23 protein-coding genes and 1 pseudogene are annotated in these 25,649 nt (G+C 69.3%); 10 read left to right on the forward strand and 14 right to left on the reverse strand.

What is annotated here, in order from left to right:
- Genes nuoL through K8Z49_RS33950 form a run of 4 tightly spaced genes read left to right on the forward strand, consistent with a single transcriptional unit; the run spans position 1 to position 6,131 of the window.
- Positions 1-1,917 (forward strand): NADH-quinone oxidoreductase subunit L, encoded by a 1,917-nt coding sequence (gene nuoL / locus K8Z49_RS33935; RefSeq protein WP_075021020.1) that lies wholly within the window; start codon positions 1-3, stop codon positions 1,915-1,917.
- On the forward strand, positions 1,914-3,494 hold the full coding sequence (locus K8Z49_RS33940) for an NADH-quinone oxidoreductase subunit M (RefSeq protein WP_021593193.1): 1,581 nt from the start codon (positions 1,914-1,916) through the stop codon (positions 3,492-3,494). Before nuoL ends, K8Z49_RS33940 begins: the two co-directional genes overlap by 4 nt.
- Entirely contained in the window at positions 3,491-5,080 is a 1,590-nt protein-coding gene (nuoN, locus tag K8Z49_RS33945) for an NADH-quinone oxidoreductase subunit NuoN (protein WP_021593194.1), read from the forward strand. Before K8Z49_RS33940 ends, nuoN begins: the two co-directional genes overlap by 4 nt.
- 10 nt (positions 5,081-5,090) lie before the next feature.
- Positions 5,091-6,131, forward strand: a complete 1,041-nt coding sequence (locus K8Z49_RS33950; RefSeq protein ID WP_021593195.1) for a polyprenyl synthetase family protein — start codon at positions 5,091-5,093, stop codon at positions 6,129-6,131.
- 142 nt (positions 6,132-6,273) lie between these two features.
- On the opposite strand, the gene K8Z49_RS33955 is transcribed toward K8Z49_RS33950, so the two are convergent.
- The 9 genes from K8Z49_RS33955 to rarD all read right to left on the reverse strand — a co-directional run bounded on the left by K8Z49_RS33955 (position 6,274) and on the right by rarD (position 16,024).
- Positions 6,274-6,888: a GTP-binding protein gene (locus tag K8Z49_RS33955; protein ID WP_024935754.1), complete on the reverse strand. Its 615-nt coding sequence runs from the start codon at positions 6,886-6,888 to the stop codon at positions 6,274-6,276.
- Positions 6,869-7,303, reverse strand: coding sequence for a DUF742 domain-containing protein (locus tag K8Z49_RS33960; RefSeq protein WP_021593197.1), 435 nt, complete (start codon positions 7,301-7,303; stop codon positions 6,869-6,871). Before K8Z49_RS33960 ends, K8Z49_RS33955 begins: the two co-directional genes overlap by 20 nt.
- Positions 7,300-7,722: a roadblock/LC7 domain-containing protein gene (locus K8Z49_RS33965; RefSeq protein ID WP_021593198.1), complete on the reverse strand. Its 423-nt coding sequence runs from the start codon at positions 7,720-7,722 to the stop codon at positions 7,300-7,302. The genes K8Z49_RS33960 and K8Z49_RS33965 overlap by 4 nt, the downstream gene beginning before the upstream one ends.
- A complete protein-coding gene (locus tag K8Z49_RS33970; RefSeq protein ID WP_412516115.1) occupies positions 7,722-10,115 on the reverse strand; it encodes a nitrate- and nitrite sensing domain-containing protein in 2,394 nt (797 codons plus the stop codon). The genes K8Z49_RS33965 and K8Z49_RS33970 overlap by 1 nt, the downstream gene beginning before the upstream one ends.
- Positions 10,116-10,364: 249 nt before the next feature.
- Entirely contained in the window at positions 10,365-12,068 is a 1,704-nt protein-coding gene (locus K8Z49_RS33975) for a prenyltransferase/squalene oxidase repeat-containing protein (protein ID WP_412516116.1), read from the reverse strand.
- A complete protein-coding gene (locus K8Z49_RS33980) occupies positions 12,065-13,009 on the reverse strand; it encodes a terpene synthase family protein (RefSeq protein ID WP_412516117.1) in 945 nt (314 codons plus the stop codon). The genes K8Z49_RS33975 and K8Z49_RS33980 overlap by 4 nt, the downstream gene beginning before the upstream one ends.
- A gap of 22 nt (positions 13,010-13,031) precedes the next feature.
- The gene (locus tag K8Z49_RS33985; protein ID WP_081842725.1) at positions 13,032-14,408 is read right to left on the reverse strand and encodes a cytochrome P450; all 1,377 of its coding nucleotides are present in this window, start codon (positions 14,406-14,408) and stop codon (positions 13,032-13,034) included.
- A 345-nt stretch (positions 14,409-14,753) separates the two neighbouring features.
- Positions 14,754-15,107: a hypothetical protein gene (locus K8Z49_RS33990; protein WP_412516118.1), complete on the reverse strand. Its 354-nt coding sequence runs from the start codon at positions 15,105-15,107 to the stop codon at positions 14,754-14,756.
- Between the two features lie 47 nt (positions 15,108-15,154).
- On the reverse strand, positions 15,155-16,024 hold the full coding sequence (gene rarD, locus K8Z49_RS33995) for an EamA family transporter RarD (protein ID WP_412521223.1): 870 nt from the start codon (positions 16,022-16,024) through the stop codon (positions 15,155-15,157).
- Positions 16,025-16,099: 75 nt separating this feature from the next.
- On the opposite strand from rarD, the pseudogene K8Z49_RS34000 reads away from it, so the two are divergent.
- Positions 16,100-16,195 (forward strand): annotated as a pseudogene (locus tag K8Z49_RS34000) (peptide-methionine (S)-S-oxide reductase); the annotation flags it as partial.
- 70 nt (positions 16,196-16,265) lie between these two features.
- On the opposite strand, the gene K8Z49_RS34005 reads toward K8Z49_RS34000, so the two are convergent.
- On the reverse strand, positions 16,266-16,661 hold the full coding sequence (locus K8Z49_RS34005) for a hypothetical protein (RefSeq protein ID WP_021593205.1): 396 nt from the start codon (positions 16,659-16,661) through the stop codon (positions 16,266-16,268).
- A 336-nt stretch (positions 16,662-16,997) separates the two neighbouring features.
- Here K8Z49_RS34005 and K8Z49_RS34010 point away from each other — a divergent pair, with 336 nt between their 5' ends.
- Both K8Z49_RS34010 and K8Z49_RS34015 read left to right on the forward strand, forming a co-directional pair.
- Positions 16,998-17,456 carry a hypothetical protein gene (locus K8Z49_RS34010; protein WP_021593206.1) on the forward strand — a complete coding sequence of 153 codons (459 nt, stop codon included), beginning with the start codon at positions 16,998-17,000 and terminating at the stop codon, positions 17,454-17,456.
- Positions 17,457-17,609: 153 nt separating this feature from the next.
- Positions 17,610-18,476, forward strand: a complete 867-nt coding sequence (locus K8Z49_RS34015) for a mycofactocin-coupled SDR family oxidoreductase (protein ID WP_412516119.1) — start codon at positions 17,610-17,612, stop codon at positions 18,474-18,476.
- A 161-nt stretch (positions 18,477-18,637) separates the two neighbouring features.
- Here K8Z49_RS34015 and K8Z49_RS34020 read toward each other — a convergent pair whose 3' ends face one another.
- Positions 18,638-19,099 (reverse strand): peroxiredoxin, encoded by a 462-nt coding sequence (locus K8Z49_RS34020; RefSeq protein WP_021593208.1) that lies wholly within the window; start codon positions 19,097-19,099, stop codon positions 18,638-18,640.
- 367 nt (positions 19,100-19,466) lie between these two features.
- Here K8Z49_RS34020 and K8Z49_RS34025 point away from each other — a divergent pair, with 367 nt between their 5' ends.
- Both K8Z49_RS34025 and K8Z49_RS34030 read left to right on the forward strand, forming a co-directional pair.
- Positions 19,467-20,318, forward strand: a complete 852-nt coding sequence (locus K8Z49_RS34025; protein WP_412516120.1) for a helix-turn-helix domain-containing protein — start codon at positions 19,467-19,469, stop codon at positions 20,316-20,318.
- Positions 20,319-20,606: 288 nt separating this feature from the next.
- A complete protein-coding gene (locus K8Z49_RS34030) occupies positions 20,607-20,777 on the forward strand; it encodes a DUF397 domain-containing protein (protein WP_111832435.1) in 171 nt (56 codons plus the stop codon).
- Positions 20,778-20,793: 16 nt separating this feature from the next.
- On the opposite strand, the gene K8Z49_RS34035 is transcribed toward K8Z49_RS34030, so the two are convergent.
- Complete coding sequence (locus K8Z49_RS34035; RefSeq protein WP_412516121.1) at positions 20,794-21,405, reverse strand: hypothetical protein; 612 nt, start codon at positions 21,403-21,405, stop codon at positions 20,794-20,796.
- A gap of 261 nt (positions 21,406-21,666) precedes the next feature.
- Between K8Z49_RS34035 and K8Z49_RS34040 the strand changes: the two genes are divergently transcribed.
- Positions 21,667-22,050 carry a thioesterase family protein gene (locus tag K8Z49_RS34040; RefSeq protein WP_021593211.1) on the forward strand — a complete coding sequence of 128 codons (384 nt, stop codon included), beginning with the start codon at positions 21,667-21,669 and terminating at the stop codon, positions 22,048-22,050.
- A 266-nt stretch (positions 22,051-22,316) separates the two neighbouring features.
- Here the strand turns inward: K8Z49_RS34040 and K8Z49_RS34045 are convergent, their stop codons facing one another.
- Together K8Z49_RS34045 and K8Z49_RS34050 are read right to left on the reverse strand one after the other, a co-directional pair.
- Positions 22,317-23,147 (reverse strand): ABC transporter permease, encoded by an 831-nt coding sequence (locus K8Z49_RS34045; RefSeq protein WP_021593212.1) that lies wholly within the window; start codon positions 23,145-23,147, stop codon positions 22,317-22,319.
- Positions 23,144-25,615: an alpha/beta fold hydrolase gene (locus K8Z49_RS34050; protein ID WP_412516122.1), complete on the reverse strand. Its 2,472-nt coding sequence runs from the start codon at positions 25,613-25,615 to the stop codon at positions 23,144-23,146. The genes K8Z49_RS34045 and K8Z49_RS34050 overlap by 4 nt, the downstream gene beginning before the upstream one ends.
- Between the last annotated feature and the right edge of the window lie 34 nt (positions 25,616-25,649).

Raw genomic sequence — 25,649 nt, forward strand, 5'->3', positions numbered from 1 at the left:
ATGAAAGCGGAAGGCGTCCAGGCCGCGTCCTGGCTCCTCATCGCGCTCCCGCTCGCGGGCGCCGCGATCCTCCTGCTGGGAGGGAGGCGCACCGACAAGTGGGGCCACCTGCTCGGCGCCGCGATGTCGGTCGCGTCGTTCGCGGTCGGCGTCGCGATGTTCGCGCAGATGATCGGGTACGACGCCGAGGAGCGGCGCCGCACCCTGCACCTGTGGGACTTCATCGACGTCGGCACGTTCAAGATCGGCATGGACCTGCTGGTGGACCCGCTGTCCATCAGCTTCGTGCTGCTGATCACCGGGGTGGGCTCGCTCATCCACATCTACTCGATCGGCTACATGGCCGACGACCCCGACCGGCGGCGGTTCTTCGCCTACCTGAACCTGTTCGTCGCGGCGATGCTGCTGCTCGTGCTGGGGAACAACTTCCTGATCCTGTTCCTCGGCTGGGAGGGCGTCGGCCTCGCCTCGTACCTGCTCATCGGGTTCTGGCAGCACAAGCCGACCGCGGCGACCGCGGCGAAGAAGGCGTTCGTCGTCAACCGCGTCGGCGACATGGGGCTGATCATCGCGATCGCGCTGATCTTCGCCACCTTCGGCACCATCGACTTCGGGCCGGTCCTCGGCACCGGCGCCGAGCACGCGGGCCTCGCGTCCCAGCTCGGCACCGGCACCGCCACCGCGATCGGGCTGCTGCTCCTGCTCGGTGCCTGCGGCAAGTCGGCGCAGCTCCCGCTGCAGTCCTGGCTGCTGGACGCGATGGAGGGCCCGACCCCGGTGTCGGCCCTCATCCACGCGGCGACGATGGTGACCGCGGGCGTGTACCTCATCGTCCGGTCCGGGCCGATCTTCGAGATGTCCGACACCGCGCAGCTCGTGGTGACGATCGTCGGCGCGGCCACGCTGCTCGCCGGTGCGATCATCGGGTGCGGCAAGGACGACATCAAGAAGGCCCTCGCCGGGTCGACGATGTCGCAGATCGGCTACATGCACCTCGCCGCGGGCCTCGGCAAGCCCGGCTACGTCTTCGCCATCGCGCACCTCATCGCGCACGGCTTCTTCAAGGCGGGCCTGTTCCTCGGCGCCGGCTCGGTCATGCACGGCATGAAGGACGACGTGAACATGCGCCACTACGGCGCGCTCCGCTCGGTGATGGCGATCACCTACGCGACGTTCGGGCTCGGGTACCTCGCCATCATCGGGTTCCCCGGCCTGTCCGGCTGGTTCACCAAGGACGGCATCATCGAGGCCGCCTACGACAAGGGCGGCACGTCCGGGATGATCCTCGGCTCGTGCGCGCTCGTCGGCGCCGGCATCACCGCGTACTACATGTCGCGCGTCATGTTCATGACGTTCTTCGGTGAGAAGCGCTGGGAGGACGACGTCCACCCGCACGAGTCGCCGGCCGTCATGACGTGGCCGCTGATCCTGCTGGCCCTCGGGTCCGTCTTCGCGGGCGGCTACCTCGTCCTCGGCCCGTTCGCCCACTTCCTCGAACCGGTCGTCGGCGCGCCCGAGCACGAGCACGAGTTCCAGCCGCTCGCCGCCCCGGGCATCGCCACCTTCGTGCTGATGATCGTCGGCGCGGGGATCGCCTGGGTGCAGTACGGGAGCCGGAAGGTGCCGCGCGAGGCGCCCAAGGGGTCCTTCGTCACCGTCGCGGCCCGCAAGGACCTCTACGGCGACGCGCTCAACGAGTCGCTGCTGATGCGCCCCGGCCAGTGGCTGACCCGGCTCGCGGTCTGGTTCGACGGGCGCGGCGTCGACGGCGCCGTGAACGGCACGGCCGCCGGGGTCGGCGGCAGCTCCGGCCGGCTCCGGCGCGTCCAGACCGGCTTCGCCCGCTCCTATGCCCTGTCGATGCTCGGCGGCGCCGCCCTCGTGGTGGCGGCGCTCCTGGTGGTGAACGTGTCATGAGCGACTTTCCCTGGCTGAGCGTCCTCATCGCGCTGCCACTCGCCGGCGCGGTGCTGCTCAGCGTCATCCCGCGCGAGCGGGAGGCGCTGGTCAAGCAGTTCGCGCTCGGCGTCTCCCTCGTCGTCGCCGCCCTCGCCGGCGTCATGGCGGCGGGCTTCGACGCGGGCGGCGACCGGTTCCAGTTCACCGAGAAGTACTGGTGGATCAAGGAGTTCGGGGTCCACTGGGCGGTCGGCGTCGACGGCGTCGCGCTGGTGATGATCCTGCTGTCGGTGATCCTCGTCCCGCTGGTCATGCTGGCGTCCTGGAGCGAGGCCGACCGGTCCGGCGGGGTGGACGTCCCCGCGAAGCGGTCGCTGAAGACCTACTTCGCGCTGCTGCTGTCGCTGGAAGCGGCCATGATCGGCGTCTTCGCGGCGACCGACGTGTTCCTCTTCTACGTCTTCTTCGAGGCGATGCTCATCCCGGTGTACTTCATCATCGGGTACTACGGCGGCGCCCAGCGCTCCTACGCGGCGGTCAAGTTCCTGCTGTACTCGCTGTTCGGCGGCCTGCTGATGCTCGTCGCCGTCATCTGGCTGTACCCGCTGTCGGCGAAGTCCGTCGACGAGGGCGGCCTCGGGCACGGCACGTTCATGTTCGACGAGCTGTCGACGATGAACATCGACCCGACGACGGCCAAGTGGCTGTTCCTCGGCTTCTTCGTCGCGTTCGCGATCAAGGCGCCGATGGTGCCGGTGCACACCTGGCTGCCGGACGCGGCGCAGCAGTCCCCGACCGGCGCGCTGGTGCTGATCGTCGGCGTCCTGGACAAGGTCGGCACGTACGGCATGCTCCGGTTCTGCCTGGAGCTGTTCCCCGGCGCCGCGAAGTGGGCCACCCCGGTCGTCCTCGCGTTCGCGGTGCTGAGCATCATCTACGGCGCGATCCTCGCGATCGGCCAGGTCGACATGAAGCGCCTCATCGCCTACACGTCGGTGTCGCACTTCGGCTTCATCGTCCTCGGCATCTTCGCGATGACGTCGCAGGGCCAGTCCGGCGCCGCGCTCTACATGGTGAACCACGGGTTCTCCACCGGCGCGCTGTTCCTCATCGTCGGCTTCCTCATCGTCCGGCGGAAGTCGGCGCGGATCGCCGACTACGGCGGCGTGCAGAAGGCGGCGCCCGTGCTCGCCGGGACGTTCCTGATCGCCGGCCTGTCCGGGCTGTCGCTGCCGGGCCTGTCCACCTTCGTGTCGGAGTTCCTCGTCATCGTCGGCACGTTCAGCACCCACCGGTGGGCGGCGGTCCTCGCGGTCAGCGGCGTCGTGCTCGCCGCCATCTACATCCTGTGGATGTACCAGCGGACCATGGGCGGCCCGAAGGCGCCCGCGGTCGAGGGCATGAAGGACCTGTCCGCCCGGGAGAAGTGGGCGATCGCCCCGATCATCGCGATCATCGTCGCGATGGGCCTCTTCCCGCAGCCGGTGCTGCACGTGATCAACCCGTCCGTGGACCACACGCTGGCCCGCGTCGACAAGCGCGATCCGGCGCCGGACATCACCGGTAACGTCGCCGAGAACGGAGCCCGTCCATGAGCACCACCAGTCAGGTGAGCGGCGTCCTCGCCCAGGGGGGTGACATTCCCGCGCCGCACATCGAGTACGGGCAGATCGGCCCGCTGCTGCTGGTCCTCGGCGCCGCCGTCGTGGGCGTGCTCGTCGAGGCGTTCGTCGGCCGGAGGGGCCGGTACTGGACGCAGGTGCCGGTCGCGTTCCTCGGCCTCGCCGGCGGGTTCGTCTGGACGATCCTCCTGGCGTGGCGCGACGACCCGCACCACGTCGCCGCCGAGGGCGCGCTCGGCGTGGACGGCCCCACCCTGTTCATCCAGGGCACCATCCTGGTGCTGGCGCTGGTCAGCACGCTGCTGATCGCCGAGCGGGGGGACGGCCGCGCCGCCGGCGGGCACTTCGCCGCGCAGGCGTCCGCCCTGCCCGGCAGCGAGGCCGAGCAGCGCACCACCGCGGCCGGGTTCACCCAGACCGAGGTGTTCCCGCTGATGATGTTCGCGGTCGGCGGCATGATGATGTTCCCGGCCGCCAACGACCTCCTCACGATGTTCGTGGCGCTGGAGGTCATGTCGCTGCCGCTGTACCTGCTGTGCGGGCTCGCCCGCCGGCGGCGCCTCCTCTCCCAGGAGGCGGCGGTGAAGTACTTCCTGCTCGGCGCGTTCTCCTCGGCGTTCTTCCTCTACGGCGCCGCGCTGCTGTACGGGTACGCCGGGTCGGTGCGGCTGTCGGACATCTCCGCGCAGATCGGCAAGGACGCCGGCAGCGAGACCATGCTCCTCGCGGGCGTCGCGCTGCTGTCGGTCGGGCTGCTGTTCAAGCTCGGCGGCGTCCCGTTCCACATGTGGAAGCCGGACGTCTACCAGGGCGCCCCCACCCCGATCACGGCGCTGATGGCGTCCTGCACCGTCGTCGCCGCGTTCGGCGGGATCCTGCGCGTCTACTACGTCGCGTTCGAGACGCTGCGCTGGGACTGGCAGCCCGTCATGTGGGGTGTGGCCATTCTCACCATGGTCGCCGGGTCGATCATCGCGATCACGCAGACCGACATCAAGCGGATGCTGGCCTACTCCTCGGTCGCGCACGCGGGCTTCCTGCTCATGGGCGTGATCGCCAGCTCCCCGGACGGCCTGTCCAGCACCATGTTCTACCTGGTCGCCTACGGCTTCACCTCGGTCGGCGCGTTCGCCGTCGTCACGATGGTCCGGGACGCGGGCGGCGAGGCCGGGCACCTGTCCCGCTGGGCGGGCCTCGGCAAGCGCTCCCCGGTCGTCGCGGGCGTGTTCGCGTTCTTCCTCCTGGCGTTCGCCGGCATCCCGCTCACCAGCGGGTTCACCGGCAAGTTCGCGGTGTTCAAGGCGGCCGTGGAAGGGGACGCGACGCCCCTGGTCATCGTCGCGGTCGTCTCCTCCGCCGTCGCCGCGTTCTTCTACGTCCGTGTGATCGTCGTCATGTTCTTCAGCGAGCCGGACGCCGAGGGCCCGGTCGTGGTGGCCGGCCCGGCGACCGCGGTCGCGGTGGCCCTCGGCGTGACGGCTACTGTGGTACTCGGCGTGATCCCGCAGCCCGTCCTGGACCTCGCGGGGACCGCCACGACCCACATGTTCGTCCGGTAGGGAGTCTTGGGTGAGCAACCCATCCGCTGAGAAGCCCGGCGGGCCGGCCTTCGAGGAGACCGGCCCGTTCGGGCTTCCCGTCGACGCCGCCCTCGCGGCCGACGCCAAGGAGCGCCTGGCCGCCGTCGAGACCCTCCTCCAGGAGTGCGTGCGCGGCGAGGACCCGCTGCTCACCGAGGCCTCACGGCACCTCGTCGAGGCGGGCGGCAAGCGGTTCCGGCCGATGCTGGTGCTGCTGGCCTCCCACTTCGGCGACCCGTCCGCCCTGGGCGTCGTCCCCGCCGCCGTCGTCGTCGAGCTCACCCACCTCGGCACCCTCTACCACGACGACGTCATGGACGAGGCGACCGTCCGCCGCGGCCAGCAGTCGGCCAACTCCCGCTGGACGAACACCGTCGCGATCCTCACCGGCGACTACCTGTTCGCCCGCGCGTCCGACCTGCTCGCCGACCTCGGCCCCGAGGCCGTCCGCATCCAGGCCCGCGCGTTCGCCCGCCTCGTCCGCGGCCAGATTCAGGAGACCGTCGGCCCCACCCCCGACGCCGACCCCCTCAAGCACTACCTGCAGGTCGTCGCCGACAAGACCGCGTCCCTCATCGCCGTCTCCGGCCAGTTCGGCGCCCTGCTCGCCGGCGCCCCCGCGCACGTCGTCGACACCGTCACCTCGGCCTGCGAGAAGATCGGCATCGCCTTCCAGCTCTCCGACGACATCCTCGACATCGCCTCCGAGACCGAGGAGTCCGGCAAGACCCCCGGCACCGACCTCCGCGAGGGCATCCGCACCCTCCCGATGCACCACGTCCTCGCGGGCATCTCCTCGGGCCCCGACGACGCCCGCCTCCGCGAGCTCCTCACCCAGGACCTCACGGACGACGCCCTCCACACCGAGGCCCTCACCCTCCTGCGCGCCCACCCCGCCATGGACCGCGCCCGCGCCGACCTCCGCCGCTGGGCCGAGGACGCCCGCACCGAACTCCTCACCCTCCCCGAAATCCCCGCCCGCCAGTCCCTCACAAACCTCTGCGACTACGTAATAACCCGAACCGGCTAACCCCCGGCCACATCCCCACGCGCGCCGCGCCATCGCGGGGGCTTAGTAGTACGCGGGTCGTGTGACTGCGCGGGCCTTGTGACTGCGCGGGGCCGGTTGCGCGTCGACGTCAGTCGACGCGCAACCGGCCCCGCTTGTTCGGTCAGGCGTTCTGGGGTTCTGGTTCTTCGGTTACGCCGCGGGACTTCATGGCGTGCAGGACGAGGTCGATGAGGACCTGCTTGCAGGAGTCGATGCGGCGGGCGTCGCAGAGCATGACGGGGACCTTGGGGCCCAGGTTGAGGGCCATCTGGATCTCCGTGAGGTCGTACTGCTTGGCCCCGTCGAAGCAGTTCACCGCGACGATGAACGGGGTGCCGCGGCGCTCGAAGTAGTCGACCGACGGGAAGCAGTCGGAGAGGCGGCGGGTGTCGGCGAGGACGACCGCGCCCAGCGCGCCGAGGGAGACCTCGTCCCACATGAACCAGAAGCGTTCCTGGCCGGGGGTGCCGAACAGGTAGAGGACGTACTCGTCCCGCATGGTGATGCGGCCGAAGTCCATGGCGACGGTGGTGGTGTTCTTGCGCTCCACCCCGGAGATGTCGTCGACGCCGACGCTCTCGTCGGTGAGGACCTCCTCCGTGCGCAGCGGCTGGGTCTCCGAAACCGTGCCCACCATGGTGGTCTTGCCGACCCCGAAGCCGCCCGCGATCACGATCTTGACCGCGGTGGGGAGCCGGCGCGCGCGCACGTCGCGCCTAGAGGGCCCGGAGACCATCGATCACCGCCTTGTAGAGCCTGATGTCGTGCATGTCCGCCTCCGGTTCGGGTTCCTGCATGGAGACGAATCCCTTGTCGAGCAGGTCGCCGAGCATCACCCGGACGGTCGCCACGGGAAGGTCCAGGTGGCCGGTGAGCTCGGCGACCGACATGACGTTCTGGCAGAGCCTGATGATCGCCAGGTGCTCGGGGCCGAGACCGACGGTGGTCTCCGGTTCCGCGCCGACCGCGACCACGAGGGTGATCAGGTCGAACTTGCCGCGGGTCGGCTCGATCCGCCCGCTCGTCATCACGTAGGGGCGGACCATCGGCCCGGCCTGGTCGTCGAGCCAGCGTTCCTGTACTTCGGGTTCCGGCGGGCGCTCCGGGTCCTCCGGCCAGAGCTCGGATTTGGGATCTTCGGGGGGCATCATGTGGGGCGGCCCTCCGCGGCGGTCTCCGAGCGCGACGGCGAGGTGAGGTGCTCGCCCATGCTCGTGACGAGCATCGCCATCTCGTAGGCGATGAGGCCGACGTCGGCGTCCTCGTCGGCCAGCACCGCGAGGCAGGCGCCCTTGCCGGCCACCGTCACCAGCATGAACTGCGACTGCATCTCGATGATCGTCTGCCGGACGGGTCCGCCGCCGAACCGCGTCCCGGCGCCCTTGGCCAGGCTCTGGATGCCGGCGGCCACGGCGGCCAGGTGCTCGCCGTCGTCCTGCTTCATCCCCTCCGAGGAGGCCATGAGGAGGCCGTCCGCCGAGAGCACGACCGCATCGTGGGCGTGCGGCACGCGATGGACCAGATCGTCCAGCAGCCAGCCCAGATCGGACGCCGAACCCGCTTTCTGCATCACTGCTCGTCCTCGCCTTCCACTGCGTCATTGGTGCGGGCTTCGACCGCCGTCCTCGCAAGGCGGGTGCCGCGCTGGTAGGACCCCATGATTCGCTGAATCTCCTCGGGCGAGCGGCCGGGGTCGTCATGCTCGTCCTGCTCGGCGGCCGGGGTCTCCCCGGCCTGCAGCGGCGCCGCGAGGTTCGCCTGCGGAACCCGGACGGGCAGACCGGACGGGGTGGTGGAGCTTTCGGGCACGGCTGGCTGGTCCTCCGGGTGACTGATCTCGGGTTCCGCGGTGGCCCCCGCCTCGGAGGCGTCCGGTGGCGCGGGTTCGCCCGCCGGTTCCGGCTCGGCCGGCTCCGGGACGTCCGCGGAGCTCTCGGCCCCGTCGGGGCCCGTGGCGGGCGGCGGCACGGCGACGAGGGCGGGCGGCGCGGGCTGCTCCCTGGTCAGGGTCACCACGCCGCGCGTCCCCGCCTGCGTCTCCCCGGACTGGTCGCCGGCAGCGGAGGAGACCGACGCGGGCTGCCGGACGGTCAGGCCGTTCGCGGTGGTCGTGGGGGCCTTCTCGGTGCCGCTCTCGACGACCAGCTCCTGCGGGATGACGACGACCGCCGTGGTACCGCCGTAGGCCGAGCGCTTCAGGGAGACGCGCACGCCGTAGCGTTCGGCCAGCTTCGCGACGACGAACAGGCCGAGCTGGACGGAGCTGCGCAGGTTGAACTCGGGGGGATCGACGATCCGCTCGTTGATCTCGGCGAGCTTCTCGTCGGTCATGCCGAGCCCGCGGTCCTCGATGTCGATGGCGAAGCCGTTGGCGACGAGGTGCCCGCCGATGTGGACGGCGGTGTCGGGCGGGGAGAACGTCACGGCGTTCTCGATCAGCTCGGCGAGCAGGTGGGTGATGTCACCGACGGCGCGTCCGGCCAGTTCGACCGGGCCGAACGGCAGGACGGTGACGCGGGTGTAGTCCTCGACCTCGCCGACCGCCGCGCGGACGACGTCCACCATCGGCACCGACTGCCGCCAGCCGCGCGCGGGGATCGAGCCGGAGAGCACGATGAGGTTCTCGGCGTTGCGCCGCATGCGGGTGGCGAGGTGGTCGAGCCGGAACAGCTCTTCCAGGTCCTTCGGGTCGATGTCGCGCTTGCGCTCCATGGTGTCGAGCATGTTCAGCTGCCGGTGCACCAGCGCCTGTGTGCGGCGGGCCAGGCTCAGCAGGACGTCGCGGATGCCGCGGCGCAGCTCGGCCTGCTCGACGGCGGTGCGGATCGCGGTCTCCTGGACGGCGTTGAACGCCCGTCCCACCTGCCCGATCTCGTCGGTGCCGAACTGCAGCGGCGGCGCCTCCAGGGCGACGTCGACCTTCTCGCCGTGCCCGAGGCGGTCGACGACGCTGGGCAGTCGCTGCTCGGCCAGCTCCCAGGCGGCGGCGCGCAGCCGTTCCAGCTGACGGACGAGGGCACGCGCCGTGGTGATCGACACGATGATGGACGCGATGACCGCGAGCAGGCCGAGACCACCGGCGAGCAGCAGCCGGACGATGACCCAGATGCCGAGCGGCGTGGCCCGGTCGATGGTGCGCTCACCGGCCTCGTCGATGCTCTTGTTCATGTCGGCCAGCCCGGCCTGGGTGGTCTGCCGCCACTGCGCGGCGGTGACCCGCGGGCGCTGGCCCGGCCGGGTCTGGAGCAGCCGGTCCTCCAGGGCCTTGACCGCCGCCAGCTGGGGGCTGGTGGTCATCTCCTGGTACTGGCGGTTCTCGGTGTCGCGCAGCCCGACCATCGCCTGGTCGAAGGTGTAGCGCCGGACGGCGATGGACTGGTTGACGGCCTGCAGGTCGTCCGAGCTGAGCCGGCCGCCCTGGAGCATGCCGGCGACCAGCGCGTCCTCGCGGGTGAGCAGCTCGCCGCTGCGGGCGACCGCGATGGCGGCGCGCACGACGTCGGCGAAGTCGTCGTCGTCCAGGGTGGCCATGGCGTCGTACATGCGGTACACGGCCTCGTTGATGGCCGTGTAGTTCTGGAACGCCTGATTGCGGCCCATCGCGTTCGAGTCCACGGCCCGGCGGTAGTCGCCGAGCTTGCGCAGGAGGTCGACCGCCTCCGCCATGCGGTTCTCGAGCCCGTCGTCGGCGGCGCGCCGAACCGAGCCTCTCTCGGTGCGGTCGATCATGGTCGCCACGGTCTTGTCGGTCTTGCCCCGCTGGGTCACCATGGCCTCGCGTCCGTGCTGGTTGGGAGCGGCGAGATAGACCACGGTGAGGCGGCGTTCGTTCTGGAGTTCGACCAGCATCGGGTTGGACGCGGTCACGACCGTGTTCAGCGTGCTCACCCAGAGGAGGTTGATGCCCTCCCGTGCGGTCACCCATGCCGCGAAGGCCCACAGAGCGGTGAGAGACAGCAGCATCGCCGCAATCTTGGTCCGCAGTCGCGAGTTGCGGAAGCGCATTGTTTAACCCAACAATATGTCAAGGCACCCTGCAATTGGCGAAAAATGTCCGAATGCTGGGCACGCGATGGTGGGGTATGCAGGGAATGCCGATGTCGGCCGGTTCTGTTGCTCGCAGCACCATACCAACGACCTCATAGGCGCTCAAGGCGAATCGTTTGATTTGGGAAGATCCCAAACGCCTTCACGGAGGTGGAGTGGGGTGAATCACACGAGAGATCCCCGGCGGTATTCCTGGAGCAGTGCCAGTGCGGCGAAGGTGACGGCGCTCACGATGGTGGCCGGGAGGTATGTATCCTTATCGTGCCACAGTGGTGGATTATTGGAATTTGATAGCATTTGTCCGATTGTTTGAGGGGCGTCCGCCGCATCCGCCGTACTCCCCGCCGTCAGGGCCGAGCGGATGAAGGCGCCGCCGCGGGAGGCCGCGCGCAGGCAGTCATCCCGGAGCGGCTCCCGGACCGATCCGGCGAGCAGGAGGATGTGCACGGCGTACGCCGTCTCCTCGATGGTGCCGTCCCAGCGCCCCCACCCCCCGTCCGTCCGCTGGGAGCCGAGCACCCAGCGGACCGCGCGGTCCACGGAACCCGCGCGCCCGGCCCCGGAGCCGTACCGCTCAAGGGCCAGCACGGCGCAGCACGTGGCGTAATAGGGGGACGCGTGCCAACGGTCCCGCCAGGAACCGTCGGCCTCCTGCCGCTCGCACAGCCAGGAAGTGATCTTGAACATCGGGGCGGAATAGCGGTGCGCCGCGGTGCCGCCGCCGGTGGTCTCCAGGAAGTGTCCGAACGCCTCCAGTACGTGGGCGTTGGTCGTGACGGATCGGCCGTTCTCGCCCTGCCAGGTACAGAAATGCGTGTCCATCTCGTACTGCGAGAGAAGGTCGGGCGCACAGGGACTGCCGAGGAGCGAAAGGGCATAAAGCACACCAGAGGTGGTGTCGGCATCGGGAGGCAGGCCTTCGCCTCCTCCGGTGCCGGCCGACCCCAGAGCGGCGCGCAGTTCGGCCGTCAGTCGCGGCGGCGCCTTCACCGGCACCCCGGCCCGTGCCAGCCAGCTCAGCACCCATCCCCGCTCGAACTCGGTGATAGGTGTGGCCACGGGCACCGGCCCTTTGTACTGAGCGACGCCGGCCTCCAGATACCGGCGAGCCCGCGCCCGGGCGTCGTCGTGCGGGTCGGGCTCATGACCGAGCCAGGCGGCCGTGGCCGCGGGGGAAGCGCCGACCGTCCCCGAAGGCCCGGGAACGACGGAGCCGGTTCCGTGGGCGGACTCGCCCGCGATCTCCAGTGCGTGCAGGAGCTTGGCGGGGATCGGGTCACCCCGCTCCAGTAGCTCCCGGACGACGGGAAGCAGTTCGCCGGCCATCCCGCCGGGCGCGCGCAGGCGGTGGTCAGGGGCCGTCCAGGGGCCCAGCCCGGGGATCCGGCGCATCGCCCGCTCGTCCAGCCGGGCGTTGATCCGTTCGAGCAGGTGGGGAACGATGTGCTCGATGGCGGGCATGTCCGGCAGGTCGAGGACGCGCCCCGGGGCGAGCCACCTCGACAGCAGCCCCAGCCCCCGCGCGGCGGCACGCGCCACGTCGGCGACCGGTATTCCCGTCGGCCCCATGCGGAAGGGGTCGGCGCCGAGGGCGGAGAGCAGGGCCTCGGTCGCGCTGAGGGTCGGAACCAGCGCGTACCCGTCGTCCGGCAGGCCCCAGCCGCCGTCCGGCCGCTGCTCTGCCAGCAGGAACCGCAGCCGCTCTCCGTGGCCGGTCAGCCAGGGTGCCAGGGACACCAGCCTGCCGGTCTCGTACACCGACGGCGAGGACGACCCCCAGGGCCGCTCGGTCAGGTCGTCGACGATCTTCTGCGCCGACACGATGATGTCGACGAGGCCCGCGCAGTCCGGGGTCGCGTCCAGTGTCACAGCGATCCCCAGTAGTCGCTGGTGCCGTAGAACCCGGTGCTGTAGCCGATCTGGCGTTCCAGGTAGTCCACGGCCGCCGGGCACTCGCCGCGCAGCGGTTCGAGCAGCGTGTTGCAGCGCCGGACGATCTCCTCGATGCGCGCGGTCAGCGTGTCGGCGTCGGCGCCGAGCAACTGCGCGTTGAGATCGTTCCAGGCCTTGTCCCGTTCCAGGGTGGCCAGGTCGTTCAGCAGCCGGAGGATCTTCTGCACCTCGCGGCTGATGACCTGGAGCCGGTCGGCGTTCGCCAGGGTGGCCGCGTCGCCGTTGACGATCCAGTGCGAGATGTTGACCCAGGCCGATCCGTAGTTGTCGGCGTTGTCGAGGTAGTCCTCGAAGGACGGCAGGGCGCTCCGGTCACCGGACGAGGCCGACGCCTTCCACTCCACCTCTCGCGCCCCCGCCTCCAGCAGCCGTACCAGCTGGCCCCGCCAGTCGTCGCGCAACCCGGCGAAGGCGGGGGAGGCGGCGACCTCGTCGCGGATGTCGGCCAGGAACCGGGCGAGCCCGTCACCGGCCGCCGGGTCGCCGCCGTCGGCCACGGCGAGGCAGCGCCGGTTGAGGTCGTCGATCTCCTCCCGGGTCGTCGCCACGTGGTCGACCAGCCAGTCCAGGCCGAAGATCCACAACGACGTGCGGTTGGCGATCCGCAGCCGCGCGGCGCTCAGCTCCGGGGAGCCGAACGCGTTGGCGCACGCGACGGCGGTGAACAGGGTTCCGTCGATGGGCTTGACGGCGAAGACGTCGGGATAGGCCTCCGCGCACGCCGCGAGGTCGCGGGCGGCCCGCACCGCCTGCGCCAGGACGGCGCCGTGGCCCTGGGCCGCGCGCATCGGATCGCCGGCGGCCCGCTCCGCGCTCGACGGGGGGACGCCGTTGCTCGGGGTATCGGAATTCGGCATCGCTCTGCCCTCGAAGCCGTTCTCAGGCGGACCGCTGGAGGGGATCCAGCGTCATCATGATCGGCTTGTCGGGCCGCAGCGTCAGGCCCACCTGCGGCTTGGGCATCTCCGCCCCTTCCACCGGCCGCGGGCGGAACCGGCTGAAGATGGAGGCGAGGATCAGCTGCGCCTCGGCCTGGACGATGTGCCGGCCCACGCACTGGTGCGGGCCGCCGCCGAAGGGGAAGTAGGCGTAGCGGTGGTACCGCCTCGCACGCTCGGGCTCGAACCGGTCGGGGTTGAAGCTGCGGGCGTCCTCGCCCCATATCGACTTCATCCGCTGGGTGACGAAGGGGCTGACCAGCACGGTGTCGCCCTTGCGGATCCGCACCCCGCTCAGCACGGTGTCCTCGGTGGCCACCCTGGAGAACAGCCAGCCCACCGGGAAGATGCGCAGCAGCTCCTGGACGACCTGCTTGGTGTACTGGAGTTGCGGCAGGTGCTCGGCGCGGACGCGCTCGGTGCCCACCACTCGCAGGGCTTCGTCATGCAGCTTCTCGCTGACCTCCGGATGCCCGTTCAGTAGCGGCCACAGCCACGTCAGTGCCACGGTGGTGGTCTCATTGCTCGCACCGAACGTGGCGAGCAGATTGCTGCGGATCCACCGGTCGTCCACCGGGCCGCCCTCCCGCTTGCTGGCACGGCACAGCGCGGTGAAGATGTCGTTGCCCTCGCCGGGGTCGTCGCGGTAGCGCTCGACCAGCGCGAACAGGCAGTCGTCCATCGCCTTGACGGCGTTGCGGAACGCCTGGTCACCGGGCATGGGCACGGCCCGCGGCATGAACGGGAACAGGAACCGGTACGCGATCCTGATGACGATCTGCTGCAGAGGCGGGATCATCACGTCCGCCTCGGCGCGCGTGATCTTGTCGCCGAAGAGCACCTTGACCACGGTCTTGTTGATGATCAGGTACATCTCCTGGAGCATGTCGACCGGGGTGCCGCCCCGGGCGTTCTCCTCCAGATCGTCGACCGCGCCGTTGATCGCGTCCGCCATCAGCGCGGTGAGCCTCTTGGTGTTGTGGAGGGAGAAGACCGGCTGCAGGGTCCGCTTGCTCGCGTCCCATCCCGGGCCCTCGTCCAGGATGCTGTCGGTCATCAGGTCGCGGATGGGACGCCAGTAGACCCCGCTGCGGTCGAAACGGTCCGACTGGTGCCGGAGTACCTGTTCCACGTCCTCGGGGTCGGTCGCCAGGAACGGGCGGGAAGCCCCGAGGCCGATCCGCATCAGCCGGCCGTCGGCCTCCTCGCCCATGCGTTCGAGCTGCTGCAGCGGATCTTTGATGAATCCCAAGGCGGTCCGGTACAGAGGAAAGTTCTTGGCCCGTCGCAAGGGGACGGCGCCAACATCAATGGACACTTCCGACGGCCCCCCACGAGCTCGACATCATCGGACCGCCTGCCGTGGCCGCTGCGCTGAGGTCCTGGCTGGGCGATTAGCGATCTCTGTCCACGTCTGAGATTCTTGGGCGCTATGTATGTTTTGCTGGAAGTATCACATGATCAATTAACGCGATCAAGGGGACGAAGGGAAGAAATATCAGCCCATTCCGGGTGGCGTTCATCACTTGCCGGCCGGGTTGTCTCATTTCTTGGGCGGCTCTGACATCGTCCGCCCAGGTCACAACCCAGAAAAACGTACTGTGAGTAAATAAGTACGTTAAGTAGCGGACGCCGAAAGGAAAAGGTGCCCGCCTTATCTCGGTTACCGGTCGGCTGGGCGGGGCGGGAGGAGGTCCGGCCACGCGACCCGTCCCGCCACCTGGACCTCGCCGGTCACTCTCCGCGCACCACAGCGGGCCTCGACCGGGTATGTGCTGGGCGTCGCGTCCCGCCGAACGATGGCGATGCCGTTCACGGTCCGTCCGGCGAACGCCTCGGACCGCGCGGCCACGTCGCCCGCGCACCCGGGCACCGAGAGGCGTACCTGCTCCCCGGGCCGCGCCATGCCGGGCTTCACCGCGACTCCGTCCTGATCGGTCGCCTCACCCGTCGCCGGTGCCAGCATGCCCGCCGCGATGAGCGCTGTTCCCAACACGGTGACACTGACCAGACGCAACGGGGGCTCCTCGAATCCGGTGTTTGACGACCGGCACTCTAGCTCCTCTATGCGGCTTCGGGCACCGCTTCCCGGCGTCCCGCCCTCAATCCGTCCCAGGTCAGCGTTACCAGGGCGAACCAAACCAAGAGGAACCCCGCCCACCGGCTGGCGGGCATCTCCTCGTGCTGGATGAACACCCCGATGACGAACTGCAGCACGGGCGCCAGGTACTGCAGCATCCCGATGACGGTCATCGGCAGCCGGATCGCCGACGCGTTGAACAGCATCAGCGGGACGGCCGTCACGACCCCCGCCCCGACCAGCAGCACCGCGTGCCCCGCACCGTGATGCCCGAAGGCGGCGCCCCCACGTCCCTCCAGGAAGAGCAGGAAGACCAGCGCGGGCACGAACAGCACGGCCGTCTCGACCGCCAGGCTCTCCGCCGACGGCATGTTGGCGAACTTCTTGAGCAGCCCGTACGTGCCGAACGCGAAGGCCAGCATCAGCGCGATCCAGGGAGGCCGCCCGTAGTCGACGGTCAGCACGACCACCGCCGCCGTCCCCAGGCCGACGGCCGTCCACTGCCACGGCCGCAGCCGCTCCTGGAAGACCATCACACCGAACACCACGCTGATCAGCGGGTTGATGAAGTACCCCAGCGCCGCCTCGACCGTCTGCCCGCTGTTGACGGCGTAGATGTACGTCCCCCAGTTGACGCTGATCACCGCCGCGGCCAGCCCCAGCAGCACCCACTGCCGGAGCCCCAGCGCGCGCACCCACCGCCAGCTGCGTCGCACGGCGAGCACCGCGGCCACCGCCACGAGCGACCACATGATCCGGTGCGCGAGGATCTCGACCGCCCCCGCCGGCTTGAGCAGCGGCCAGTACAGCGGGAACAGCCCCCACATCACATAGGCCGCGCCCCCGAACGCCATGCCCCGTTTGACCACGACCCGCAACCTATCAGCCTGTAATCAACCAACCGAGACACGCTCATGTCGTGGCCGGGCATGCGCCAGGGCAACGACGTGGGCACCCAGCACCGCTCGGCCGTCTTCACCCGCATCGACGTCCAGCGAAAGGCCGCCGAAGCCTCCCGAGCCACCTACCAGCAGGTCCTGGAACCTTCGTCGTTTGGCGCGGGCTGGTGCGTATGCGTGATCGCCACTCATGCGATCAGCCCAGAGTCGAGAGCAGGGACGGGGGGAAGATCGCGAAGAAGACCGTGCAGGCAACGCCGACGTAGACGTAGGTGGGCTTCGGGGGGAGGTCGGAGGCCAGGAGGAGGTCCTTGGGGTGCTTGGGGTCGTAGACGATGGGCTCCCAGCCTCCCTCCAGGACGCGGCTGGGTTCGTAGCGGGTCGTGATGCGGGTGCCGTCGGCGGCGGTGAAGGTCAGGTCGTACTTTCGTACGATCCCGCGCCGCCAGAAGGAGACCCGCTCGTATTTCCTGCCGACCTCGGCACGGGTGCGCACTCCGTTGCGGGTCAGGTGGCGTTCCTTGAGGTAGTCCGGCAGGACGAGGATCAGGAAGACCACGCCGGTGAACCGTTCGACGATGGCCCAGACCATGCTCACTCCCGATCGTTCGGACGTGTTGTGGAGTGTCCCAGCGAATGGCTCATTGAGGCCAGCGAGCGGTCGGCACTCTCCCGCTCGAAGGTTTCGAGTCGGTCCCGGAGGTCGCGGGCTTGGCCGATACTTGGCGGCGGTCCTCGGACACGTTCGTCGCCCTCGATAGAGGCGAGGGCCCCACGACCCAAACCGCCTTCGTCCACTCCGACCTTCCTGCCTGGGCCCTATCCGAATGAGACTTACCATCAGCAGTACCTTCACACGGCCCTCGACCGGCTACTGCGGCCTGGACGGCACGGGCCTGAGCTGCCTTGTGGTCGCCGCCCCCGCCGCGTGAGCGCCGACGAGACGGCCCGCCTGGTCCGTGGGCTCACTCCCGAGGAGCGGCAGGCGATCGCACTCCTCGACCTGCAAGCCTTGGTCCGGGAGAACGCCGGCCGGGACTTCAAGGCCAGCGAGCCGGCCTACGGCGTCCTCAACTGCCTGCGTTATTGGGAGGTCCTGATCTCTCGCATGGAGCAGGGGTGGCGTCGCCAGGACTACTACATGGTGTACGAGTACTTGAACGTCCTCACCGTTAGAGACGGAATCGACGAGTTTCTCGATGCGATGCCGCATGGCCTGCAAGGCAAGGTTGAAGCTTGCGTGAAGCGACTCGACGCACGCTACCGAGCCGTCACATCGGAGGATGGCGGAGCGGAGTTGTCGCAGTACTGGAGGCCTCTCGCAGAGGGCCGAGAGACTCGCTGGTGGTGGACCCGCTGCCCCACCGAGCTACCCCCTGGCTGGTGACCACAGACCGCAGCGCGCATTCGCGTCCAGTGGGATCTTCGCGCCCCTACGGCAGCGTGGACTCTCCGCCGTATCCAGGTACGACAGGTCGAGGAGTGCGTCGAGCAGTACCTGGAGGAGCATCGCCTACATCAGCACAGAAGGAGACCAGAGATGCCAGGACGTCTTGAGGGCAAAGTCGCCTTCATCACCGGCGCCGCCCGCGGTCAGGGCCGTAGTCATGCGGTCCGCCTCGCACGGGAGGGCGCCGACATCCTCGCCGTCGACCTCTGCGCGCAGATCGAGTCCGTCTCCTACCCCCTCGCCACCCCGGAGGACCTCGCCGAGACCACTGAACTGGTCGAGCGGTTCGGCCGACGCATCGTCTCCCGCAAGGCCGACGTGCGCGAACGCGGCGAGCTGCGACAGGCCGTCGCGGACGGCGTGGCCGAACTCGGCCGCCTGGACATCGTCGTGGCGAACGCCGGGATCCTGCCGATGGCCGTGGGCGACCACGATCCTCAATACTTCATCGACGCCGCCGATGTCGACCTGCTCGGCGTGATGAACACGGTCGCGGTGGCCCTGCCCCATCTGCAGGACCACTCCTCGGTGGTGGTGACCGGGTCCACCGCCGCGATGCTGCCTGGCACCATCGACAACCCGGCGACGGGTCCCGGCATCGCAGGCTACGCATGGGCCAAGAAGACGCTCATCGGCTACACCGAGCAGATGGCTCTGCACCTGGCGCCGCGGTTCATACGCGTCAACACCATCCACCCCACCAACTGCGACACCCGCATGCTGCACAACGATGGTGTCTACGCGCTGTACCGCCCGGACCTGGAACACCCCATCCGCGAAGATGCCGAGCCGGCATTCGCGACCCTCCACGCCATGCCCATCCCCTACCTGGAGCCGGTCGACATCTCGAATCTCGTGCTGTTCCTAGCTTCCGACGAGTCGCGGTACATCACCGGTCAGCAGATCCGCGTGGACGCCGGTGCCCTTCTCAAGTTCCCCCAGGGCAACTTCGGCTGACCACCGCGCGGCGGACCAGAGCGGCCGCCGCGCACACTTCCGCCTGGGCAAAACCCCGGCGCGGACGTCCGCGGTTCGCCCAGGACTCCCGTTGGCGACCCCTCGTGTTCTCCGGACCTGCAAGGACCGCTCGACTGACTCGTCCTCGACGTTCGAGTGGTTTACGCGAGGGCGCTGACGGCCTTCTTCCAGGCGTCCTGGTCGCGTGCCTCGCCGGGGGCGTTCACCTCGGTGAAGCGGAGGATGCCGGACTTGTCGACGAGGAACGTGCCGCGGACGGACATGCCGCGGTCCGTGTTGAAGACGTCGTAGAGCTTGGCGACCTCACCGTGGGGCCAGAAGTCGGACAGCAGCGGGAACTGGTAGCCCTCCTGGTTGGCCCACGCCTTGAGGGCGAACACGTGGTCCACGGAGACGCCGAGGACCTGGACGTTCTCGTTCTGGAAGCTGCCGATATCGTCGCGGACGGCGCACAGCTCCCCGGTGCAAATCCCGGAGAAGGCGAACGGGTAGAAGACGAGGAGCACGTTGCGGCTGCCGCGGTAGGAGGAGAGCGTGACCTCCTGGTTGTTCTGGTCCTTCAAGGTGAAGTCGGGGGCTTCGGTTCCTACCTGGGGTGTCATGAGAGCTCCATGGTGCTGGACGTTGCCGACGCACCGAGCCTAAAGGGGACGGAACACCGCCATACCGGCGGGTGCGGGGACGTGGATCAGCGGCGGTCTCCGGTCGTAGCGCGTCCGTTGGTCGCGGTGCGTCGGTCGTCGTCTGGCTGGAGATGGGGTCCGCAGGGGGATTGCGGCATCTTCCGTGGATGTGGCGCGTGTGGTGTTTCGTACGGCTCTGGCGACGCAACACTGGGCGAGTAGTTGCTGGACTCTGCAAAAACCTGGCCGAAGCTGCCACGTAGGGCCATGGTTGCACTAGTCTTTGCGCCCTAAGCTCTTTGAAATGTGGCAGACAGCCTTCTGGCCAAAGGGGAAGGTGTTGGGCATGCCGGACAGTCCGACTGTGCATCAGCGACGCCTTCGGATCGATCTGCGCAGGGCGCGCGAGGCCGCCGGGTTGACCCAGGAGCAGGCGGCAAAAGGCTTGGAATGGTCGCTCTCGAAGATTATCCGCATCGAGGGCGGAACGGTCAGGGTGGCCGTCAGTGACGTCCGGGTCATGTTGCAGCAGTACGGAGTACCGCAGGAGCGATTCGACGAGTTCCTGACGCTCGCGCGGGCGGCCCGTGAAACGGCGTGGTGGAGTGCGTACCGCAGAATCCTCAGTCCGCAACTGGCGGAGCTGATCGGGTTCGAGTCGGCCGCCGGGGTTTCCCGGGAGTTTCAGCCTCTGATCATCCCTGGTCTGCTGCAGACCAGCGCCTATGCCAGGGAGATCTTGTCGAGCCTTCGCGGGGAGGACGCCGCCGACCAGATCGATGAACTGGTCGAGGTGCGCATCCGCAGGCAGGAGATCTTCGAGGGCGACACTCCCCCAAGGTTCTTCTTCGTCATCGACGAGGCCGCGATCAGCCGACCGGTCGGCGGTGATGCGGTGATGCGCTCCCAGTTGTCGCACCTGCTGGAGATGGCGAAGCGCCCCAACGTGACGATTGAGATCGTCCCCTTCGCCCGTGGGGCGCATCCGGGGTTGGTGGGTCCGTTCAATCTCATCGAATTCGCGGAGCCCGAAGATGATGACGTTCTCTACCTGGAAGGTGCCCAGGGGGAGTTGATAGGTCGCGACTATCGCGAGGAAGTCGTCCGGTACAGGGAGAAGTTCGAAGCTCTCCGCCGCCTCTCCCTGGGCCCCGAGGGCTCGGCGGTCCTGCTCAACACGGTCGCGGAATCGCTCTGAGCGGATTGACGCCTACGCGGGACCGGTGCTTGATTCGCCTATGGCCTGATCTGTGGTCAACGCCTACACTCTCACCTTGACAGAGCGCGTCACAGGAATGTCGGTCCGGCTGAGACCGTGTGCGGAAGGGTACGGCCGAGGTTGAGGACGTCCGTCCACGTGGAAAGGTCGCCGTCCGCATCTAACGTCTACGAGTAAGACCCTCTGGGTTGTGCCTCCGGAATTCTGACGGCCGCGTCTTGGTGTGGTCGGGAGGAGCTAAGTGTGGACAGGGCGGAGCGACCACGGGTGATCTGGAGGCAGAGCAGTCGAACCGGCAATGGAGACTGTGTGGAGGTCGCCTTTGACGGTGCTTCCGTGTTCGTGCGCGACTCCAAGGATCGCCGCGGCGCCGTCCTGGTGATTTCGGGTGAACAGTGGTTGCACCTGCGGCGCTCGATTCGGAGAAGGTATGGGTGAGTTCCGCGCCTGAAGATCATCTCGTGACCGGCACCGGATCGGCGTGGTGGATGTAGCCGCGGTACGGCTTTTCCTTGATCTCCACTTCCAGACGGATGAAGTCCGCGGGGTTCACGGCGCAGAAGCCGCTCCCCACGACGTCCTTGAACAGGGAGTCGGACACGACCAGGGGGAGATCGCGGTCCGGGTGCTCGGTCAGGTAAGCGCGCAGCGGTGCCGTGTCCAGCAGGCGGGAGACGACGATGGGCGCGTCGCCGGCCGGGCCGAGCGGTCCTTCGATCATGGTGCCGTGGTGGAACGCCAGCCTCAGCCTCAGCCGGGTCGCCCGCCGGCTGTTGAGTTCGGTGAGCGCACGCTCCAGGTCGTGCGCGAAGGCGCCCACGACGCGGGCGACATTGACGCCCGCGGGCAGGACGACGAGCTCGCCGTCCCCGCCCGGCTGGCGGTACCAGGCGTTCGTGCGGAGCCCCGTCCGCTTCGCGCAGCCGTCCAGCAGTCCGCGAAGGTCGGTCTGCGCCGCGAGTTGCTGGTGGGCGTCCAGTCGGCTGTACCTCTCCAGGTCCACGGCGAGGAGCAGGCGGTACACAAGCTGCCCTTCGCCCGTGAACCATCGCCATCGAAGCTGCATCTGCCGTCCTCGGTACCTGCCGTCGGCTTGATTCTGCCCGATGCAACCCGCCTTGTGCAGGAAAACATAGGTCGGTTAGCAATATGGCACTTTGCTGCTAGCCTTCTGCGACCCAAAGATCAGACGCGGATGGCGCTTCTGAACTGCGCTGATTGACGGGCTGACTCCAACCTGTATGCCGAGTGATGGCTTTAAGTAACCTTGCGAACGGCCATGTGTCGTCTGCTTGGGAGGTCTTCTCCTCTGGAGGAGGATGGGGGCATGGAGTTGGTGGTCGGGCTGCGGGGGCAGGTGCAGGTTGTCGTGGAGGAGGGGGACACCGCGGTTCGGCTCGGGAGCGGTGATGTGGCCGTGCTGGGGACGCCGCGGTTGCTGGCGCTGGCGGAGGCGGCCACGGTGAAGGCCGTGGCGTCCCGGCTGGGCGAGGGGCGGACCTCGGTGGGGACGCGGGTCGAGCTGGAGCATCGGGCGGCCACCCCGACGGGTGCGCGGGTGGCGGTCACGGCCGAGCTGCGGGACGTCGACGGGACGCGGCTCGTGTTCGGGTTCGAGGCCGTCGACGAGCGGGGCACCGTGGTGGGGAAGGGCCGGATCGAGCGGGTCGTCGTGGACAGGGAGCGGTTTCTGGCGCGGATCGCGCGGTGATCAGTACGGCAGGAGACGCCCCGAGGGGGTCCGGAGGTCGGGCGGGCTCGGTTGACGTGGGGGCCTGGGGCGCTTGATGAGCTGCTGCCGTGCCATGGTGATCATCTCCCCCCATCGGGCCTGACTTAACCCGGTGGTCGAGCGGTTACCTCCTACGACGCGGGCGGCCTCCAGGAGGTTCGCTGAGCTTATGCGACGGACACTGCCCGTTCGACCGAATTTCCGGAGGCTGTCCGTGTCCGGACGGTCGCGGAACGAAGGGGGAGTCAGGAAACGATGTCGCGCGTCCGGAAGCGCCGGAAGGCCAGGGCGAACAGGACGAGGGCGTAGGTGACGGAGATGGCGGTGCCCTTGGCCATGCCCGTCCACTGGATCTGGGGCTGGAGGGCGTCCATCCACGAGTACATCCAGTGGGTCGGCAGGAAGTCGCGCCAGGAGCCGAGCGCGGTGACGGCGTCCAGGATGTTGCTGACGATGACGAGCCCGACGGCGCCGCCGACCGCGCCGAGGGGGGAGTCGGTCGTGACCGAGAGCAGGAACGCGAGGGCGGCGACGACGAGCTGCGCGATCAGGGAGTAGCCGATGATGATCGCCATGCGGCCGAGGGCGGTGCTCACCGGGACGGTGCCGCCGGTCGGGAGCTCGACGTCGCCCCAGCCGAAGCCGGCCGTCCCCGCGATCAGGGACATCAGCGGGAGGCTGACGACCGCGACGACGGCGTAGGAGAGCGCGACGACCAGCTTCTGGCGGAGCAGCCGGGCCCGCGGCACCGGCGCGGCCAGCAGGTAGCGGAGGGACGACCAGTTCGCCTCGCTCGCCACCGTGTCGCCGCAGAACAGGGCGACCGCGACGACCAGCAGGAAACCGGTCGAGACGAAGAGGGCGAACAGCGCGAAGTTCATCGCGCTGGACGTGGCGACGTCGACGAGGCTCGGGACGCCGTCCGGCCCCGGGTCCCCGCCGAGCTTGAACGCGGCGACCAGCACCCACGGGAGGACGAGCAGGATGGCGAACGCGACGAGAGTGCGGCGGCGCCGGAACTGGCGCACGGCCTCGACCCGCAGCGGCAGGGTGCGCCGGACGTGGTAGGCGGTCATGACCCTTCCCCGATGATCTCCAGGAACGCGTCCTCCAGGCGGCGGCCGGAGCCGGTGATCTCGGCGACCGGGCCGGCGGCGACGCGGCGGCCGCCCGCCATGACGACGGCGTGCGTGCAGGTCTGCTCGACCTCGGCGAGCAGGTGGCTGGAGACGATGACGGTCCGCCCGGCGGCGGCGTACCGGACGAGCACTTCCCGCATCTCGCGGATCTGCGGCGGGTCGAGGCCGTTGGTCGGTTCGTCCAGGACGAGGAGGTCCGGGAGGCCCAGCATGGCCTGCGCGATGGCGAGACGCTGCCGCATCCCCTGCGAATAGGTGCGGACGGCCCGGTCCAGTGCGGAGCCCAGGCCGGCTATGCGCAGCGCTTCGTCGAGATGGGCCTCGTCCAGGGGACGGCCTGTGGCGCGCCAGTACAGGTCCAGGTTGTCGCGCCCCGAGAGGTGCGGCAGGAAGCCGGGTCCCTCGACGAACGAGCCCAGCCGGGACAGGACGGGTGCGCCCGGGTACACGCGATGGCCGAAGATACGGATCGAGCCGGAGTCTGGGTGGATGAGCCCCATGAGCATGCGCAGGGTCGTGGTCTTCCCCGCACCGTTCGGACCGAGCAGCCCTAGTACCTGGCCCTTCTCCACTCGGAACGACAGGTCCGAGACGGCGAGGTGTCCGTTCTTGTAGGCCTTCGTCAGTCCGGTTATCTCCAGGGGCACGTCGCTGTCCGTTTCGGTGCCGCGCGCGCGTCGTCCGGGGAGAAGGATGGCGAGTGCCAGAGCGAGGCCTGCCAACGGCAGGACCCACACCCAGACGGGGAGCGGCGCCGATGCGGTCTTCAGTGACGGCACGGAAGGGACGCTCAGCGGCGACACCACCGTCACCTTGTAGGACGAAGGCTTGGCGGGCGTCGCGAACCCCATGTCGGTGGTGGCGATGACGAGCCGGAGCCGGTGCCCGCGGTCGAAGCGGTAGTCCATCGCGGGGAGCGTCACCGTGACCTCGTCCCCGCCGGACACCCGGAACGGCGCCGCGAGCCGGCGCGCCGGCGAGGCGGCACCGCCGGGCGCGACGTCGTAGAGCTTCGCGAACAGCGGCCCGTCGCCCTCGGTCTTCAGCCGGACGGTCGCCGCGCCCGTCAGCCGCAGTGGATGGTCGAGCGGGCGCGTGTCGAACGTGGCGGTCTGCCCCGGCATGTCCGTCGGCAGTTGCCCGCCGAGGGAGCCGAGCGAGCCCAGCGACCCGAGCGCGCCCAGCCCGGGCAGCGCGGAGATCGAGGTGGGCGACCCGCCCGCCGGGTTGAAGATCGTCTGCTCGCCGCCGGTCAGCGGGAGCCGGGCGGGAGCGCCGGAAAGGCCCGGATACCGGCGGGTCGTCGCCTCCTCGACCACGACCTCCTGGGTGGACGAGTCGAGCCCGCCCGCCCGCGTCACCGTGAATCCGTCGAGCGCCGGGGCGGAGGTGCGCATCAGCCGCGCGTCGAAGAAGTCGCGCACGAGCCCTTCGACCCGCTCGGTCTCCGGGTCGCCGCCGTCGTGCCCGCCCTGGAACCAGACCACCGACACCGGCGCGCCGTTCGCGGCGATGGCCCGCGCGTTGGCATCGGAATGGTCGAGCGGGAACAGGGAGTCGGTCTGGCCCTGGACGAGCAGCGTCGGCACCCTGATCCGGTCGGCGACAGAGGCCGGGCTCGACCGGCGCAGCGTCGCGATCGCCGACTCGGTCGGGCGGCCCTTCTCCGCGATCTCCTGGTACATGTCGCACAATGACGGCAGAAAGCGCCCGCATGCCGTCCGGTCCGCGCTGCCGGTGAAGAACAGGCCCGCCCACAGCTTCTTGAACACGCCGTCCAGCGGCTCGGCCCCGGCGGCGGCGTCCGGGAACAGCGCGTCCGGCAGGCTGTTCCACGTGATCTGCGGCGCGATGGCGTCGACCCGCCGGTCGTAGGCGGCGGTCATCAGCGCGATCGCCCCGCCGTACGACTGGCCCGCCATCCCGACGCGCGGGTCGCCGGGCCCGTCCAGCCGGACCTCGGGACGCCGCGCCAGCCAGTCGATCAGCTGCCGCACGTCCTTGACCTCGTAGTCGGGGGAGTTGAGCGCGATCTCCCCGGACGAGCGGCCGAACCCGCGCGCCGACCACGCCAGCACCGCGTATCCGGAACGGGCGAGTTCGCGCGCCTCGCCCGCCACGTCCTGCTTGCTGCCGCCGAAGCCGTGCCCGAGCAGGACCGCCGGGCCCTTCGCCCGCCCGACGGGCTTGTAGAACGTCGTGTCGAGGGTGACGCGCTGGTCGTCCTTCGGCCCGTCGACGACGGCGATGCGCTGCGAGGACGTCTCGACCCGGGCGGCCCCGTCCGCGGTCACTCCCCAGGCCGCGCCGCCGCCCGCCAGCGCGATCGCGGCCCCGGCCGCGGCCCAGCGCGTGGAACGTCCCGTCCTGCCCCACCGCGCCCGGAGCGCGCCCCCCACCCTCATGGTCAGCAACCCTATGCGCGCCGCGCGGGCGCTC

The organism is Actinomadura madurae, from assembly GCF_047130825.1.
In the GTDB taxonomy this organism is placed as follows: Bacteria; Actinomycetota; Actinomycetes; order Streptosporangiales; family Streptosporangiaceae; genus Spirillospora; species Spirillospora madurae.

Bases quoted from the DNA above. Each gene is read 5' to 3' on its own strand.
- nuoL (WP_075021020.1), top strand. From the start codon at position 1: ATGAAAGCGGAAGGCGTCCAGGCCGCGTCCTGGCTCCTCATCGCGCTC.
- K8Z49_RS33940 (WP_021593193.1), top strand. From the start codon at position 1,914: ATGAGCGACTTTCCCTGGCTGAGCGTCCTCATCGCGCTGCCACTCGCC.
- nuoN (WP_021593194.1), top strand. From the start codon at position 3,491: ATGAGCACCACCAGTCAGGTGAGCGGCGTCCTCGCCCAGGGGGGTGAC.
- K8Z49_RS33955 (WP_024935754.1), bottom strand. From the start codon at position 6,888: ATGGTCTCCGGGCCCTCTAGGCGCGACGTGCGCGCGCGCCGGCTCCCC.
- K8Z49_RS33960 (WP_021593197.1), bottom strand. From the start codon at position 7,303: ATGATGCCCCCCGAAGATCCCAAATCCGAGCTCTGGCCGGAGGACCCG.
- K8Z49_RS33965 (WP_021593198.1), bottom strand. From the start codon at position 7,722: ATGCAGAAAGCGGGTTCGGCGTCCGATCTGGGCTGGCTGCTGGACGAT.
- K8Z49_RS33970 (WP_412516115.1), bottom strand. From the start codon at position 10,115: ATGCTGCTGTCTCTCACCGCTCTGTGGGCCTTCGCGGCATGGGTGACC.
- K8Z49_RS33980 (WP_412516117.1), bottom strand. From the start codon at position 13,009: ATGCCGAATTCCGATACCCCGAGCAACGGCGTCCCCCCGTCGAGCGCG.
- rarD (WP_412521223.1), bottom strand. From the start codon at position 16,024: ATGGCGTTCGGGGGCGCGGCCTATGTGATGTGGGGGCTGTTCCCGCTG.
- K8Z49_RS34005 (WP_021593205.1), bottom strand. From the start codon at position 16,661: ATGGTCTGGGCCATCGTCGAACGGTTCACCGGCGTGGTCTTCCTGATC.
- K8Z49_RS34015 (WP_412516119.1), top strand. From the start codon at position 17,610: ATGCCAGGACGTCTTGAGGGCAAAGTCGCCTTCATCACCGGCGCCGCC.
- K8Z49_RS34020 (WP_021593208.1), bottom strand. From the start codon at position 19,099: ATGACACCCCAGGTAGGAACCGAAGCCCCCGACTTCACCTTGAAGGAC.
- K8Z49_RS34025 (WP_412516120.1), top strand. From the start codon at position 19,467: ATGCCGGACAGTCCGACTGTGCATCAGCGACGCCTTCGGATCGATCTG.
- K8Z49_RS34035 (WP_412516121.1), bottom strand. From the start codon at position 21,405: ATGCAGCTTCGATGGCGATGGTTCACGGGCGAAGGGCAGCTTGTGTAC.
- K8Z49_RS34040 (WP_021593211.1), top strand. From the start codon at position 21,667: ATGGAGTTGGTGGTCGGGCTGCGGGGGCAGGTGCAGGTTGTCGTGGAG.
- K8Z49_RS34045 (WP_021593212.1), bottom strand. From the start codon at position 23,147: ATGACCGCCTACCACGTCCGGCGCACCCTGCCGCTGCGGGTCGAGGCC.
- K8Z49_RS34050 (WP_412516122.1), bottom strand. From the start codon at position 25,615: ATGAGGGTGGGGGGCGCGCTCCGGGCGCGGTGGGGCAGGACGGGACGT.